This is a genomic window from Agromyces sp. NPDC056389 (assembly GCF_042262385.1).
GTDB lineage: Bacteria > Actinomycetota > Actinomycetes > Actinomycetales > Microbacteriaceae > Agromyces.
Map to the genome: position 1 here is coordinate 612,068 of NZ_JBHJPN010000003.1, position 15,392 is coordinate 627,459.

Here is a 15,392-nt window from a genome sequence, read left to right on the forward strand (position 1 = left end):
CTGGTCGGGTGCCGGTGTCGGCAGCGGGTGGGGGTGCGGGGTTCACGCGGCGAGCGGCAGCTCGGCGAGCTCCCTGGCGCGCCGGCCGTCGCGCCAGGTGAGGTAGCCGCCGTCGAGGTTCACGACGTCGTGGCCGAGCCCGGCGAGCAGGCGGGCGGCGGTGTGCGCGCCCTGCCCGACGCGGCACTGCACGACGACACGGCGGCCCGCGAACTCGCCGTGACGCTCGCGAAGGGACTCCACCGGGATCCAGTGCGAACCGGGGATGCGCCCCTCGGCGAGCTGCGCCTCGGCGCGCACGTCGAGGAGCACGGCGCCGGTGGCCAGCTCGTGCTCGAGTTCGTGCCACTGGATGATGCGATCCTCGCCGCTCGCGAGATTGCGCGCGACGTAGCCGAGCATGTTGATCGGGTCCTTCGCCGATCCGTACTGCGGCGCGTACGCGAGCTCGAGATCGGCGAGCGCGGATGCCGCGAGGCCGATGCTCATCGCCGTTGCGATGACGTCGATGCGCTTGTCGACGCCGTCGGTGCCGACGGCCTGCGCTCCGAGGATGCGGTCGTCGTGGGCGTCGATCACGAGCTTCAGCGAGAGCGGCGCTGCGCCGGGATAGTACGTGGCGTGGGAGAACGGATGGGTGTGGATGACGCGGACCTCGCGACCGCGTTCGCGGGCGACGCGCTCCGACCAGCCGACGCTCGCGGCGGTGAGGCCGGCCGCATCGACGATCGACGTCCCGAGGGCGGGCCGTGACGGGGCCGCTGTTCCGGCGATCGTGTCGGCGACGGCGCGTCCGTGGCGGTTGGCCAGGCCGGCGAGGGTCGTCAGCGTGCCGGTGCCGTCGTTCGCGTCGCGCTTCTCCGCGGCGTCGCCGATCGCGAAGATCGCCGGGTCGCTCGTGCGGTGGAAGGCGTCGACCGCGATGCCGCCGCTCGCGCCGATCGCGATGCCGGCATCGGCGGCGAGGGTTGCCTCGGGGGTCACGCCGATCGCGGTGATCACGAGCGCGGCCGGCAACCGGCTGCCGTCGCCGAGCAGCACGTGGTCGGCGTCGATCGCGACGACGGGCTGACCGAGGCGCACGTCGATGCCGAGTCCGACGAGGTGGTCGGCGATGGGTGACGCCATCTCCTCGTCGAGATCGGCGAGCAGGTGGGCGCCGCGCTGCACGAGCGTGACGTCGAGCCCTCGCCGGAGCAGGTTGTCGGCCATCTCGATGCCGATGAACCCGCCGCCGATGACCACGACCGGGCCGGAGGCCGGCATCGCGTCGAGGTCGGCCATGATCCGGTCGAGGTCGTCGAGGGTGCGGAGCGTGCGCACCGGGGCATCCGTCGCCGCGTTCGCGAGCCGACGTGGCGCCGCACCGGGGGAGAGCACGAGCTCGTCGTAGCGGATCTCCGTCGTCGTGTCGTCGTCGAGCCGGCGCACCGTGACGGTCTTCGCCGCACGGTCGATCGCCACGGCCTCGTGTCGCACCCGCGCGTCGATGCGGAATCGCGCCGCGAGCCGTTCCGGCGTCTGCAGCGACAGGGCATCCCGATCCGCGATCACGCCCGACACGTGGTAGGGCAGGCCGCAGTTCGCGAACGAGACCTCGCTGCTTCGCTCGAGCACGATGATCTCGCGCTCCTCGTCGAGTCGGCGCAGGCGTGTCGCGGCGGACATGCCGCCGGCGACGCCGCCGACGACGACCGTCGTGCGCGGGGGCGTTGCGGGGGACTCGGACGTTGCGGCAGGGCTCACGGGCAGTGCTGGACTCACTCGGGCGACGGTAGCACAATACCCTGGGGGTATCGAAAGAGCTCCTCGCGCGGCGATGCTCCGAGGAATCCGCGTGATTCCACGTATGGTGTCGGTGTGCGGCGGCTCGATCGGAATCACGACGAGGAGGACATCCTCGACCCCGAAGTCGATGCTGCCGCCGAGAACCTCACCCCGGAGCATATGCGACACGACATCACGAGCCCCGATGGATTGAGCCTCGGCGACCCCGACCTCGTCGCGGGCAACGTCGCCGAACCCGCATGGCGGCGGTGGAACGCCGAGCTCGCCGCAGTGGGCGGCCGCTCGCCGCTCGCACGCTTCGTCGACACCCCGCACACCCGCATCGAGCTCTCTACGACGCATCCCGGCGGCCTGCCGCAGTTCATCACCGGCAAGTCCACCCTCCTCTCGAGCCTCATCCGCGACGAGCTCGCGCTCCGCAACGCGAGGCTCGCCGCGGCCGAGATCACCCAGAAGGGCATCGAGCTGCGCTCGGTGCGCGGCATCGAGTCGGTGCACCTGGCGATCGGCCTCGCCTCGTGGCGCAACGCAGGGGAGGAGTTCCTTGCCCCGGTGCTGCTGCGCCCCCTCGCCATCCGTCGATACGGGCGCGACTTCGAACTGAAGCTCAAGGGCCAGCCGTTCCTGAACCCGGCGCTCGCCCGGGAACTCCGCGAGCAGTTCCAGATCACGCTCGACGCCGACGCGTTCGTGGCGCTCGCGATCACGAACGGCGTCTTCAAGCCGCAGCCCGTCATCGACCGGCTCCGCGGGCTCACGAGCCACCTGCCGTGGTTCCACGTGGCGCCGCGTCTCGTCGTCTCCTCGTTCGCCGAGGTCGGCCCCGAGATGGCAGCGGATGCCGCGAAGCTCGACCACCCCGTCATCGACGCGATCGCCGGCAACCCCGCCGCTCGCGCGGCCGTCGTCGCCGCGACCGGTGAGCGTGTGCGCGCGGTGGCGCAGGACGCACGGCCGCCGTCGACCGACACGCTGCTCCTCGACGCCGACCCCGAACAGGAGCAGGCGGTCGCCGAGATCGAAGCTGGCACCTCGGTCGTCGTGAAGACGCTGCCCGGCACCGGCGGCACGCAGACGATCGTGAACGCCATCGGCGCGCTCGTCGCGAAGGACAAGCGAGTGCTCGTGGTCGGCGCCCGTCGGGCGAGCCTCGACGGCATCGCGCACCGGCTCGGCCAGGTCGGGCTCGGCGGCGCCGCCGTGACGACCGCCGGGCTCCGCCGCGAGCTGATCCAGTCGATCTCGCGTAACGAGAAGGCCGAACGGCCCAGGGTCGCAGACGTCGACGACGCCCTCGTGCGGCTCCGCAAGGTGCTGCTCGACTACCGCTCCGCGCTGACCCGCACCGATCCCGAGCTGCACGTCTCGGTGCTCGACGCGCTCGGAGAACTTGCGAGCCTCGCACTCGTGCCGAACCCGCCGTCGACGACGGCGCGCCTCGACCACGCCGCGCTCGTGGCCGTCGCCGACCGTCGCGAGGAGATCGCGGGCGACCTCGCGCGCGCAGCCTCGCTCGGCGAATTCCGCTACGGCCCCGGCGATTCGCCCTGGTACGGGGCGTCGTTCACCTCCTCCGACGAGGCGACCGGTGCGCACGAACTCGCGAAGCGACTCTCCCGCAGCGACCTGCCGCGCCTCCTCGACCGGGGCCGCGCGCTCATCGCCCAGACCCGACTGCGCGAGTTCGAGTCGGTCGCCGAGCTCGGCGTCTTCCTGCGGTTGCTGCTCGATGTGCGCGAGACGCTCGACCGCTTCCAGCCCTCGGTCTTCGACCGGCCGCTCGGCGAACTGATCGCAGCGACCTCCTCGCGCCGCGACTCGCCCGGCATGTCGGGCGCCAACCGCAGGCGCCTGCGCCGGCACGCGCTCGAGTTCGTGCGCCCCGGCGTGCACGTCTCCGACCTGAACTCGGCGCTCCGCGGCATCCAGCAGCAGCGCACGCTCTGGCAGCGCTACTCCGATGCCGGCGCGATCCCCGGCGTGCCCGTCGGCATCGACGACGTGCACGTCGCCTACCAGCACGTCGTCGGCGACCTCGCGGCGCTCGACGCGCCGCTGGGCGTCGTCGGCACGTCGCGCCAGCTCGGATCCCGTCCGATTCGGGAACTCACCTCGGCACTCGAGGGCCTCGCCGCCGAGTCGGAGGTGCTGACCAACCTTCAGGAGCGCACGGCGGTGCTCGGGCGACTCCGCGACCTCGGCCTCGACCCGCTGCTGCTCGACCTCGCCAAGCGCCACGTGCCCGAGCGGGCCGTCGCCGCCGAACTCGAGCTCGCATGGTGGCAGTCGGTGCTGGAGTCGGTGCTCGCACACGAGAAGGCGCTGCTCGGCGCGAACACCTCGGTGCTCGACCGCCTCGAGGGGGATTTCCGGCTCGTCGACGAGGCCCACGCCTCAGCGGCGGGCCCGCTCCTCGCATGGCGGCTCGCAGAGAACTGGAAGGTCGCGCTCGTCGACCACGCCGACGAGGCCGGGCGACTGAAGCGGATGCTCCGCGGCGACCGGGTGCGACCCGAGACGCTGCAGGCGGAGACGCCGCACCTCTTCCGCGCCCTCGCCCCGATCTGGCTGGCCTCGCCGTACGACGTCGCAGCGATCGACGATTCGATCGGCTTCGACACGGTGATCCTCGTCGACGCGGGCGCCACGAGCATCGCCGAGAACCTCGGCGCCATCCGCCGGGCGAAGCAGGTCGTCGCGTTCGGCGATCCCGTGACCCAGACGCCCACGCTCTTCGAGACGGGCCTCGACGATGTCGAGCAGCCCAGGATCTCGTCGACCGAGCACGGCGTCGACGCCCTGCACGCCGATTCGGCGCTCGCACGGCTCGGCGAACTGCTGCCGACGCTCACGCTCACCCGCAGTTACCGTGCCGGCGGAGAGGACCTCGCCGAACTCGTCAACAACCGCTTCTACGCGGGGCGCATCTCCTCGCTGCCATGGGCAGGCAGCTTCCTCGGCCACGGCAGCCTCGGCCTGCACTACGTCGCCGGCAACGGCCTGCCCGACACCGTCACCGGCACCGTCGAGTCGATCGACTCCGAGGTGGCGAAGGTCGTCGAGCTCGTGATGGAGCACGCGGTCAAGCGGCCGCGGGAGTCGCTCATGGTGATCACCGCGAGCACGAAGCACGCCGGGCGCGTGCACCAGTCGGTGCTCGCGGCCTTCGCCAAGCGCACCGACCTCTCGGACTTCATCCTCAAGGACCGCGCGGAGCCGTTCACGGTGCTCACGCTCGAGCAGGCGGTCGCGCAGAGCCGCGACCGGGTGATCTTCTCGGTCGGCTACGGTCGCACCCCGCACGGCCGGCTGCTCTCGAACTTCGGCTCGCTCGGCGAACCGGGTGGAGACCGGCTGCTGGCCGTCGGCATGACCCGCGCACGCCGTTCGATGGACGTCGTCTCGGCGTTCCGCCCGGAGGACATCGACGAGGACCGGCAGAGCCACGGCGTGCTGGCACTTGCGAACGTGCTGACGCAGACCGAGGAGCGCGCTGCGGGGCCGAGCGCGACGGGGGAGGCGCCCTCGATGCTGCACGACCTCGCCGCACGGCTCGAGCGCCGCGGCGTGCGGGTCAGCGTCGGCCATCGCGGCCGACTCGCGCTGGCCGCTGCGAACGCGGGCAAGGCGGTCGTCGTCGAGACCGACGACGCGCTCGCCGGTCTCAGCCTTCGGGAGTCGCTGCGTCTACGGCCCGACGTGCTGCGCCGCCTCGGCTGGCACTACCTGCGTGTGCACAGCTTCGAGCTCTTCGGCAACCCCGATGCAGTCGCCTCACGTGTCGCGTCGCTGCTCGGGCGACCCGATGCGGAGCGCACCGCGGATGCCGCGGCCGAACGCCGATGACCGAAGAGCCGCGTCAGCGCGTCGAACGCGCCTCCGGTCGGGCTCGCCGTGCGCGTCTCACACCGGCGCCGGGCTCCGATCCGTCGCCTGAAGCGCCGGTCGATCGCCCGGACGACCCGGCGGGGCCGCCGAAGGGGAAGGCCGGCGCCGGTTCATCCGATGACGAACGCCTGACCCGCGACCGGCCGCCGCACTGGAAGCAGACCTAGCTACTCGCGATGGGCGCCGGTGCCACCGGCGCGCTCCGCGAGCAGGTCGCGGATCTGGGCGAGCATGGTGAGCTCGGTCTCGGGCTCTTCGGGGTCGGGCTGGCCCGCCTTGCGCTTGGCCTCCGCCCGCTCCTTGAAGTGGTTCATCGGCATCACGAAGACGAAGTAGACGACGGCGGCGACGGCGAGGAACGAGATGATCGCGCCGATGATCGTGCCGTACGCGAAGGTCGCGGTGCCGAGCTTGAAGGTCAGGTCGTCGAGGGTGTCGGCTTTGAACAACAGGCTGATCAGGGGGTTGATGAGTCCTTCGACGATCGCGTTCACGACCGAGGTGAACGCAGCGCCGATGACGACCGCGACCGCGAGGTCGATGACGTTGCCGCGCATGATGAATTCTTTGAAGCCCTTGATCATGGCTCTCCCCCTTGGTCGATGGCGGATCCGAGTTCGGCGGACCCCGGTGTCGTGGGACCGACGGGCACCACGCTAGCCGAAGGTCACTTCGACGTTGAAGCGCCGCCGCCGGTCGTGCCGCCGCCGGACGACGAGGAGGAACCCGACGCAGACGACCCGGAGGAGCCGGTGCTGGAGCCCGAGCTCGACGACCCGGAGGAGCCGGAACCCGATGAACCCGAGCCGCCGTTGCGGGAGTCGGTGCGGTAGAAGCCCGAGCCGTTGAAAGTCACGCCGATCGTGTTGAAGAGCTTTCGGAGCTTGCCGCCGCAGACCTCGCAGACCGTCAGCGTGTCGTCGGTGAAGGCCTGGTGGATGTCGAAGGCGTTGTCGCACTCGGTGCAACGGTAGGAGTACGTGGGCATGGAGCTTCTTCCGATTTCGGGTTTGCGTCGGCGGTTCGCCGGTCAGAACGCGATGATGCGCGTGGGCGTCACGATGCCGTTCACCGGCTGGTCGTGCACCTCACGCGGCACGGTCTCGACGAACTCGCTGTCGAAGACCACGGCGTACACCGGAGGACATTTTCCCATCGATCCGAGGGTCTTGTCGAAATAGCCCCTGCCCCAGCCGAGGCGCATGCCCGTCGCATCGATCGCAGCGGCCGGCACGATGATGAGATCGACGTCGTTGATCGCCATCGGGCCGAGCAGTTCGCCGACCGCCTCGGGGGTGCCGTGCAGGCCGAGCGTCTCGGTCTCCTCCTCGCCGACGGTCCAGTCGAGCAGGCCGTCCTCGCGAGTCACCGGGAAGAGCACGCGGATGCCTCGGGCCTCGGCCCAGTTCACGAACGGTCGGGTGTTCGGCTCGGTCGGCATCGACAGGTAGCACGAGATCGACTGGGCCTCGGTCGAGCCGATCAGTTCTTCCAGCCGGGCGGTGAAGCCCTCGGTCGCGAGCTCGCGCTCGTGCGCCGGCATGTTGCGGCGTCGCTCGCGCAGTTCGGCGCGGAGGATCCGCTTGTCCACATCCGGATCGTCGGGCATGGCTCACATCCTAGGACGATGCGGCCGGAACGCCTCGGAGGGGCGGCCGGTACGCTGAGTCGCATGACTCAACGGATCACGAAGGCCGTCATCCCCGCAGCAGGACTCGGCACTCGATTCCTGCCTGCGACGAAGGCGATGCCGAAGGAGATGCTCCCGGTCGTCGACCGGCCCGCCATCCAGTACGTCGTCGAAGAGGCCGTCGAAGCCGGTCTGACGGATGTGCTGATGGTGACCGGACGCAACAAGAACGCGCTCGAGAACCACTTCGACCGCGTCGCCGAACTCGAGGCGACACTCGAGGCGAAGGGCGACACGGCCAAGCTCGCGAAGGTTCACGAGTCGACCGACCTGGCCGATATGCACTACGTCCGCCAGGGCGACCCGCTCGGACTCGGACACGCGGTGCTGCGCGCACGCATGCACGTCGGCAACGAGCCGTTCGCCGTGCTGCTCGGCGACGACATCATCGATGCCCGCGACACGCTGCTGACGCGCATGCTCCAGGAGCAGGGCGATCGTGACGCCTCGATCGTGGCGCTCCTCGAGGTCGACCCCGATTCGATCCACCTGTACGGCGCCGCGGCGGTCGAGGCGACCGACGACCCCGACGTCGTGCGCGTCACGGGCCTCGTCGAGAAGCCGGCCAAAGACGTCGCGCCGTCGAACTACGCGGTCATCGGCCGCTACGTGCTGAAGCCCGAGGTGTTCGGCATCCTCGAGCACACGCCGCCGGGCAAGGGCGGCGAGATCCAGCTGACCGATGCGCTCATGACCATGGCCGCCGACGTCGAAGGCACGGGCGGCGTCTACGGCGTCGTCTTCCGCGGACGCCGCTACGACACGGGTGACAAGCTCGACTACATCAAGGCGGTCATCCAGCTCGCCGCGGATCGAGAGGATCTCGGACCCGATCTCCGCCCGTGGCTCATCGAGTACGCGGCAGGACTCGATACAGTCTGAGAATGCCCGCAGTCGCCGTGCCAACCCTGCGAGACGGTGACGTCACGCTGCGACCCATCCGCGTCCGCGACGCGAAGCCGCTCGAACGAGTGCTGCTCGCCAATCGCGGATGGCTTCGGCAGTGGGAGGCGACGTACCCGGGCGGCGGCTCGGTGATCGACACGCGCGCGAGCATCCGCAACCTGCTGGCGCACGCGCGCACCGGTCACGCGCTTCCCTTCGTCATCGAGATCGACGGTCGACTGGTCGGACAGCTGAACGTCTCGTCGATCGCGTACGGCTCGCTGTCGTCGGCGACGATCGGCTACTGGGTCGCGCGTGATGTCGCCGGTCGCGGCATCACCCCGACGGCCGTCGCGCTCGCCACCGACTACTGCTTCCATACGCTGCGGCTGCACCGCATGGAGATCTGCATCAGGCCCGAGAACGCGCCGTCGCTGCGTGTGGTCGAGAAGCTCGGGTTCCGATACGAGGGGCTCCGGCGGCGGTTCATCCACATCGACGGCGTCTGGAGCGACCATTTCGCGTTCGCGCTGGTGAGCGAGGAAGTGCCGCGCGGGGTGCTCCGGCGCTGGCGTGACGGACTCGTGTCTGAGGGGGTCGCGCGAGTGAACGATGCCGACCGCGAGGCATCCGCGAGGCCGCTGGAGCTGCCAGATCGGTGAACACGCGGGCGCTGAGTACGTCTGAAGGCATGTAGTGACCTAGCGTTGTCCCATGGACGTGATCGGTGGGGGACTGCTCGTGGCCGTGGCGGCCGCGCTGTGGATCGCGTACCTCCTGCCGAACTGGCTGCGTCGTCGCCAGTACATGGCCACCGAACGCAACGCCGTGCGGCTCCAGCAGACGCTCCGCATCCTCGCAGAGACGGCCGAGACGCCCGAGGCGGTCAGGGTCGAGGCGACGGCTCGCGAGGTCGCAGCGCAGCAGCGAATCCTGCAGCAGCGCGAGGCGACGGCCCGGCTCACGGCGGAGGCCGAGGAGCGAGAGGCGCTCGCAGAGCGCTGGGCCGCGGAAGGCGCAGTGGATGCCGCGCGCCTCCGCGTGGGCGTCGTGCTCGCCGCCGCCGCAGCGGCGACCGAGCCGATCGCCATCATCGCCCCCGTCGAGCCGTCGAGCGCGCCCGCAACGGTCACCCGCTCCGCGGCAGGCGCCCTCGCACGCAGACGACTGCGCCGCGGGCGGGCCCTCTGTTCGCTCGTCCTCCTCGTGTCGCTGCTCACCGTCATCGGCGGCGGCGTCGCTGCCGCGTTCGGGGCCTCGCTCATCACCCCGGTGATCGGCGCGTTCGGCGTCGTACTCGCCATCGCGGGGCTCGTCCGGCTCGCGCGGGTGCGCCCTGCAGCTCCCGTGGCAGCGCGACCGGCGGCCACCGCCGAGGCGGCACCGTTCGAGCCCATCGACCTCGTCGAGACCGAGTCGCCCGCAGACGGCTGGGTTCCGCAACCGCTGCCGAAGCCGCTGCATCTTTCCAGGGGCACGATCGCTGCGATGGCGATGGCTTCCATCGACGCGGCGGCCGAGCTCAAGCGAGCAGAGGTCGGCGACGACATCGCACGCCGTGCCGCTGAGCTCGAGCCCGAGCTGCCGGTGATCGCGCCCGCCGCAGCGGCCGCGGCATCTGCAGCTCGCGCTCGGGTGGCGCCCCAGATTCACGAGGACGTTCCCGTCAGCCCGTATGCGCGCATGGGCATCGTCGACGAGGCGCAGGCGGGCTTCGACGATCTCGACGCCGTCCTGCGTCGTCGGCGCCAGGCCGGCTGATCGGGGCACGTGGTCCGGAGCACCGACCGCGGGATGATAGGCTCTTTCTCGCTCGGGCCCATGGCGCAGTTGGTAGCGCGTCTCGTTCGCAATGAGAAGGTCGGGGGTTCGAATCCCCCTGGGTCCACCGAGTACGAAGTCCCCGCCCTGATCGGGCGGGGACTTCTGCGTTGCTGGGGTGGGGCAGCCGGCCGAGCTGCCGGCCCGGCGTAGGCTGGGCACGATGTCAGACGCGCCGGCCACTCGCTCGATCCCCGTCTCCGAAGCGCACCGCTGGCGCGCGTACTGGGTGTGCGTCGCCGTCGCGGCCCTCACGATCATGGACCTCTCGAAGGTCAACGTCGGGTTGCCGGCGATCGAGGACGCATTCGACGCCGGGTCGACCGAACTGCAGCTCATCGTCGCGGGGTACGTGCTCACGTTCGGCCTCACGCTCGTGCCGGCCGGGCGCATCGGCGACCAGCGCTCGCGCAAGACCCTCTTCATCGTCGGCCTCAGCCTCTTCACGCTCACGAGCTGCATCGCGGCGCTCGCGCCGAACGCGACGGTGCTGCTGGTCGCGCGGCTCCTGCAGGGCGTCGCCGCCGGCATCCAGATGCCGCAGGTGCTCGGGCTCATCCAGGAGCTCTTCCACGGCAAGGAGCGCGGCAGAGCCTTCGGCCTGTTCGGGGCGACCATCGGCCTCGCGACGGCGTTCGGTCCCACCCTCGGCGGCCTCATGATCGCGATCGGCGGACCTGAAGACGGATGGCGCGGCATCTTCTGGATCAACGTGCCGCTCGCGCTCGCGGCGATCGTGCTGGCGATCTGGCTGCTGCCGCTGACGAGGCATCCGTCGGGCAAGCCCTTGTCGCTCGACCCCGTCGGCATCGCCCTCTTCGGCATCAGCGTGGTGTCGCTCATGTGGCCGTTCCTCTTCACGACCGGATCGCCAGACGACGACCCCGCCCGATGGTGGGTGCTCGTGATCTTCGTGTTCGCGTTCACCGCGTTCCTCGTGTGGGAGCGGCGCTACGCGGCGAGCGGGAAGCATCCGCTCGTGCCCCTCGCGCTCTTCGGCATCAGCTCCTACCGGAACGGCACCGCGCTCGCGAGCGTCTACTTCGCCGCGCTGCCGCCGATGTTCCTGCTCACGACGCTCTACCTGCAGCACGGCCTCGGTCTCGCCGCGGTCTACGCGGGCATGGTCACCATCGGGTTCGCGCTCGTGAGCGCGGTGACCTCGTACGTGGGCGGCAACCTCGTGAACCGCGTCGGCCGGCCGCTCGTCGTGTGGGGGCTCGTGCTGCTGCTCGTCGGCATCGGCTTGTCGGTGCTCGCCGTCTTCGCGACGCCGCCCGAGCTGACGCCGTGGGCGATCGCCATCGCCATGGTCTTCAGCGGAGCGGGCGGCGGATTCGTGATCTCCCCGAACCAGACGCTCGCCCTCGCCGACGTGCCGGTGAAGCAGGGCGGGCTCGCCGGATCCGTCGGTCAGCTCGGCCAGCGCATCGGCACGGCGATCGGCACGGCGATCACCCTCTCGCTCTTCTACTCGACGATCTACCGGGAGTCGAGCGGCGTGCCCGACCTGTCCGTCTATCGCGACGCGTATGCCATGGGCATGATCGCCGTCGCCGTGCTCGTGGCGGTGGCCTTCGCGATCGGCGTGCTCGACCTCGGAGCGCGCGGTCGGCAGCGGAGCGCGCTCGGCGAGGCGCCGGCGGAGGAAGCGGACTGAGCGACGGCGGTGCTCCAGCGGCATCCGTGCTCAGGGGCGCCACCGCGTGCTCAGCGGATCGCGAGGATGCGCGCCCGCTCCGGCCTGTCGTAGTGCTCGATCGCGGCGCGCAGCGCGACGCGCGGCATCGTCGCCGCGTGCCGCTCGACGAAGGCCGTGAGCCGGTCGCGATCGTGGTCGCCGGCGGCCCGGAGCACCCAGCCGAGCGCCTTCTGCACGAGCGGCTCGGGATCGTCGGCGAGCGATTCCGCGAGTTCGTAGGCGTCGTCGAGTTCGCCGCGGCGGAGGAAGGCGAAGGTCGCGACGAGCGCGGTGCGGCGCTCCGGCCAGAACGCGGACGACGCGAGCTCGGCGAGCGGCGCTCGATCGCGTTCGAGGAGGTACCTGCCGACGACGTCGCGTGCGGCGAGGTCGACGAGGTCCCACTGGTCGATGCGATCGTGTCGGCGGAGGTAGAGCGCGTAGAGCTCGTCGCGCCGACCCTCGGCCGTCTTCGGCCGGGCCGCGCACTTGCCCATGATGCTGCAGGCGAGGGCGCGCACCTCGTGGGTGGGCTGCTCGAGCAGCGTCTCGAGCTCGCCCGCCGGGAGGTCGAGCGCGGTCTTCGCGAGCTCGAACACGGCGCCCATGCGCACTCCGATGAACGGAGCGTCGGGGTCTGGCGGGAAGTACCGGGTGTACTTCTCTCGCTCCTCGTCGCTCGCGAGCGCCTCGAGGGCGGCGATGAGCTCCGCGGCATCCGACATCGCGCCTCCCGTCGTCGGGATCAGCGTACGGCGGCTGCGGCCTCCACGACAGGGGCGTCCGAGAACGCGAGCTTCGGCACGAAGGCGAGCAGCACGGCCGCCACGGCCGCAGTGAGGCCACAGACGAGCCACACGGTGACGTAGCCGCCGAAGGCGCCCGCGGTGCCCGTGGCAGCCTCGCCGGCGGCGCCGAGCAGTGCGATGCCGAATACGCACGATGCGATCGCGCCGCCGACGGTCTTCACGGAGTTCGTGAGGCCGGTCGCGACGCCGGTCTGGTGGGCGGGCGCGGCCGCCGCCGCCGCCGCGGGGAGGGCGGCGACGAGGGCGCCGGAGCCGATGCCCGCGATGATCATGTTCGCGAGCACCTGCGCGTACCCGTCGTGGAACGGCAGGAACAGCAGGTAGCCGATCGCGACGAGCGAGCTGGCCCCGATGAGCGCGACGCGCGGCGTGACCCAGCGGGTCGCGAGCGGGAAGAGCATCGCGCCGACGACGAGCGACAGCACGTAGGCGCCGACGAGGATCGACGTCTGCCCGGTCGTCGCGCTGAGGCCGAAGCCGTACGCCGAGGCATCCGTGCGGGCGAAGGTCGAGAGGGGCGCCTGCGCGCCGAGCACGCTGACGCCGAAGAGGCCGGCGGTGAGGAAGATCGGCCACAGCGTGGGCTCGCGGAACATGCGGACGTCGATGAGCGGGTCGGGGTGCTTCAGCTCGTAGCGTGCGAAGGGGATCACGAGGAGGGCGCCGAGCGCCACGAGCGCCCACGAGAGCAGGTCGGCCGGGCCGTTCAGGCGCATGAAGCTGAGCCCGCCGGTGAGCGAGAGCAGGGCCAGCGAGATGAGGATGAGGCCGCCGGTGTCGAGCGTGCCGCCCGTGAGGTCGGGCGACTCCTTCACCCCGAAGAGCACGACGAAGAAGCAGGCGACCACCGCGACGGCCGGGACGAGGAGCAGCACCTGCATGGGGAGCAGTTCGGCGAGTGCACCTGCCGAGAGGGCACCGGCGATCGCGCCGAGCTCGAGGGCGGCGACGAGCAGGCCGGCAGCCTTGCGAGTCATCGCCGCTGGCCGCTCGGCCGAGCGGCTGCGCGACCAGATGAGGGCGATCTCGAGGGGGAGCCAGACGACGTAGAAGCCCTGCAGCGCCCATGCGACGAGGAACACCCAGAACTGGTCGGTGAAGGCGAGCGCGATCGAGGCGACGGCCGTGACCGCGGTCGACCACACGAGCATCCGCTTGTGGCCGACCATGTCGCCGAGCTTCGCGAAGGCCGGCACGACGAGGGCCGAGAGCATGAGCTGCGTGCCCTCGAGCCAGTTGACGTCGGCGTCGTGGATGCCGAGGTGACGTGCGATGTCGGTCAGCAGCGGCGTGTAGTAGCCCTGCAGGATGCCGCTCGTGAACTCGACGAAGGCGAGGAATCCGACGATCGCGGCGACGGGACCGAGTCTGGCAGCACGCAACATCGGGGCTCCTTCGGGACGGGGTGGATTCACCCTAATGGGTCATCCGTCTCACTCGGGAATCGCGGTGATGAGGGCGCGGTGGAATCGCTCGCCGCGCTCGAGGCTGTCGATCGTCACCCACTCGTCGACCCCGTGGATGGAGGCGCGCTGAGCGGCGGTCATCGCGATCGGCGCGAAGCGGTACACGGCGGGGGAGAAGCGGTGGAAGTACCGTGAATCGGTGGCCGCCATCATGAGGTACGGCGCCGTCGTCGCCTCGGGATACGAGGCAGCGATTGCGGACTCGATCGCGGCGAACTGCGCCGAGTCGGTCGGCGATTCCGGCGACGGGTCGCCGCCGTCGACGACCGTCACCTCCACGTCGGGGTCGCGGATGACGCGGCGCAGGTGCGAGACGACCGACTCGACCGTCTCTCCGACGGCGATGCGCAGGTTCAGCGTCGCCGTCGCCTGCGAGGGCAGCACGTTGTCGGCGGTGCCGGCCTCGAGCATCGTGGCGGCGACGGTCGTGTGGACGAGGGCGGCGGGCTCGCCGCCGAGCCGCGAGAACACGCGTGCCGTCACCCACGGGAGGGCGATGAGCAGGTGGAGCAGCAGCCGAGAGGCGCCCCGCGTGTGCGGCACGAAGCTCGAGAGCATGGCCCGCATCGAACGCGGCATCCGCTTCGGGAACGGGTTCGGCGCGAGCCGGTCGACGGCGCGGGCGATGCGCGCGGTCGGCGTGGTCTTCGGCGGCGCGGAGGCGTGGCCCCCGTCGCCGCGAGCGGTCAACCGAACGGTCAGCACGCCCTTCTCGCCGACGCCGACCATCGCGGCGGGCACCTGCACGAACGGCAGGGGGGCGTCGACGACCGCGCCGCCCTCGTCGAGCACCAGCCACGGGGTGATGCCCCGCTCGCGGAACAGGGCCGCGATCGCCACAGCTGCGGCGCCGTGGCTCTCCTCGTTGCCCCCGAACGAGAGGTAGACGTCGCGCGCCGGGGTGAACCCGTCGGCGAGGAGGTTCTCGACGGCCTCGAGCACGACGAGCAGCGGGCCCTTGTCGTCGAGGGTGCCGCGGCCCCACACCGAGCCGTCGGCGATGCGACCCTCGAACGGCGGGAAGCGCCATCCGTCGCGCTCGTCGACCGGTACGACGTCGAAGTGGGCCATCAGCACGATGGGGGCGGCATCGCCGCGCCCCCGCCAGCGGAAGAGAAGGCCGAGCTCGGTGACCTGTTCGAAGTCGAGGCGCTCGTGCACGAGCGGGTAGAGCTCGGCGATGAGCACTCGGAATCGGTCGAAGTCGGCGAGGCCGCGTTCGGCGATCTCAGCCGACACGGTCGGCAGCTGCACCATGCGGGAGAGGCGCTCGGCCGAGCCGTCGCGAACGGTCACTGGTTCGGGCATCCACCCACCATAGGCGAGCGGATGACACGGCTCGCGCCGGCATCCACCCACCATAG

At 71.0% G+C, this 15,392-nt stretch carries 12 protein-coding genes and 1 tRNA gene; 6 read left to right on the forward strand and 7 right to left on the reverse strand.

The window, feature by feature from the left end:
- Positions 1 to 42: 42 nt before the first annotated feature.
- Positions 43 to 1,764 (reverse strand): FAD-dependent oxidoreductase, encoded by a 1,722-nt coding sequence (locus tag ACFCVM_RS18980; RefSeq protein WP_375838292.1) that lies wholly within the window; start codon positions 1,762 to 1,764, stop codon positions 43 to 45.
- 96 nt (positions 1,765 to 1,860) lie between these two features.
- Between ACFCVM_RS18980 and ACFCVM_RS18985 the strand changes: the two genes are divergently transcribed.
- A complete protein-coding gene (locus tag ACFCVM_RS18985; RefSeq protein ID WP_375838293.1) occupies positions 1,861 to 5,634 on the forward strand; it encodes an AAA family ATPase in 3,774 nt (1,257 codons plus the stop codon).
- A 209-nt stretch (positions 5,635 to 5,843) separates the two neighbouring features.
- Here the strand turns inward: ACFCVM_RS18985 and mscL are convergent, their stop codons facing one another.
- The 3 genes from mscL to ACFCVM_RS19000 all read right to left on the reverse strand — a co-directional run bounded on the left by mscL (position 5,844) and on the right by ACFCVM_RS19000 (position 7,285).
- Positions 5,844 to 6,260: a large conductance mechanosensitive channel protein MscL gene (mscL, locus tag ACFCVM_RS18990; RefSeq protein ID WP_375838294.1), complete on the reverse strand. Its 417-nt coding sequence runs from the start codon at positions 6,258 to 6,260 to the stop codon at positions 5,844 to 5,846.
- Between the two features lie 83 nt (positions 6,261 to 6,343).
- A complete protein-coding gene (locus ACFCVM_RS18995; protein ID WP_375838295.1) occupies positions 6,344 to 6,664 on the reverse strand; it encodes an FmdB family zinc ribbon protein in 321 nt (106 codons plus the stop codon).
- A 42-nt stretch (positions 6,665 to 6,706) separates the two neighbouring features.
- Positions 6,707 to 7,285, reverse strand: coding sequence for a 5-formyltetrahydrofolate cyclo-ligase (locus ACFCVM_RS19000; protein ID WP_375838296.1), 579 nt, complete (start codon positions 7,283 to 7,285; stop codon positions 6,707 to 6,709).
- A 63-nt stretch (positions 7,286 to 7,348) separates the two neighbouring features.
- Here ACFCVM_RS19000 and galU point away from each other — a divergent pair, with 63 nt between their 5' ends.
- The 5 genes from galU (at position 7,349) to ACFCVM_RS19025 (ending at position 11,732) form a co-directional block, all read left to right on the forward strand.
- Positions 7,349 to 8,248 (forward strand): UTP--glucose-1-phosphate uridylyltransferase GalU, encoded by a 900-nt coding sequence (gene galU / locus ACFCVM_RS19005; protein ID WP_375838297.1) that lies wholly within the window; start codon positions 7,349 to 7,351, stop codon positions 8,246 to 8,248.
- A gap of 2 nt (positions 8,249 to 8,250) precedes the next feature.
- A complete protein-coding gene (locus ACFCVM_RS19010; RefSeq protein WP_375838298.1) occupies positions 8,251 to 8,913 on the forward strand; it encodes a GNAT family N-acetyltransferase in 663 nt (220 codons plus the stop codon).
- Positions 8,914 to 8,965: 52 nt separating this feature from the next.
- A complete protein-coding gene (locus ACFCVM_RS19015; RefSeq protein ID WP_375838299.1) occupies positions 8,966 to 10,012 on the forward strand; it encodes a hypothetical protein in 1,047 nt (348 codons plus the stop codon).
- A gap of 54 nt (positions 10,013 to 10,066) precedes the next feature.
- Positions 10,067 to 10,139 (forward strand) — tRNA-Ala (locus tag ACFCVM_RS19020).
- A gap of 96 nt (positions 10,140 to 10,235) precedes the next feature.
- On the forward strand, positions 10,236 to 11,732 hold the full coding sequence (locus ACFCVM_RS19025; RefSeq protein ID WP_375838300.1) for an MFS transporter: 1,497 nt from the start codon (positions 10,236 to 10,238) through the stop codon (positions 11,730 to 11,732).
- Between the two features lie 50 nt (positions 11,733 to 11,782).
- On the opposite strand, the gene ACFCVM_RS19030 is transcribed toward ACFCVM_RS19025, so the two are convergent.
- The 3 genes from ACFCVM_RS19030 to ACFCVM_RS19040 are packed head-to-tail and all read right to left on the reverse strand — an operon-like array spanning position 11,783 to position 15,336.
- Positions 11,783 to 12,478 carry a DNA alkylation repair protein gene (locus tag ACFCVM_RS19030; protein WP_375838301.1) on the reverse strand — a complete coding sequence of 232 codons (696 nt, stop codon included), beginning with the start codon at positions 12,476 to 12,478 and terminating at the stop codon, positions 11,783 to 11,785.
- Positions 12,479 to 12,498: 20 nt separating this feature from the next.
- Positions 12,499 to 13,947: an MFS transporter gene (locus ACFCVM_RS19035; protein WP_375838302.1), complete on the reverse strand. Its 1,449-nt coding sequence runs from the start codon at positions 13,945 to 13,947 to the stop codon at positions 12,499 to 12,501.
- Positions 13,948 to 13,995: 48 nt separating this feature from the next.
- On the reverse strand, positions 13,996 to 15,336 hold the full coding sequence (locus tag ACFCVM_RS19040; protein ID WP_375838303.1) for a M20/M25/M40 family metallo-hydrolase: 1,341 nt from the start codon (positions 15,334 to 15,336) through the stop codon (positions 13,996 to 13,998).
- Positions 15,337 to 15,392: the final 56 nt, after the last annotated feature.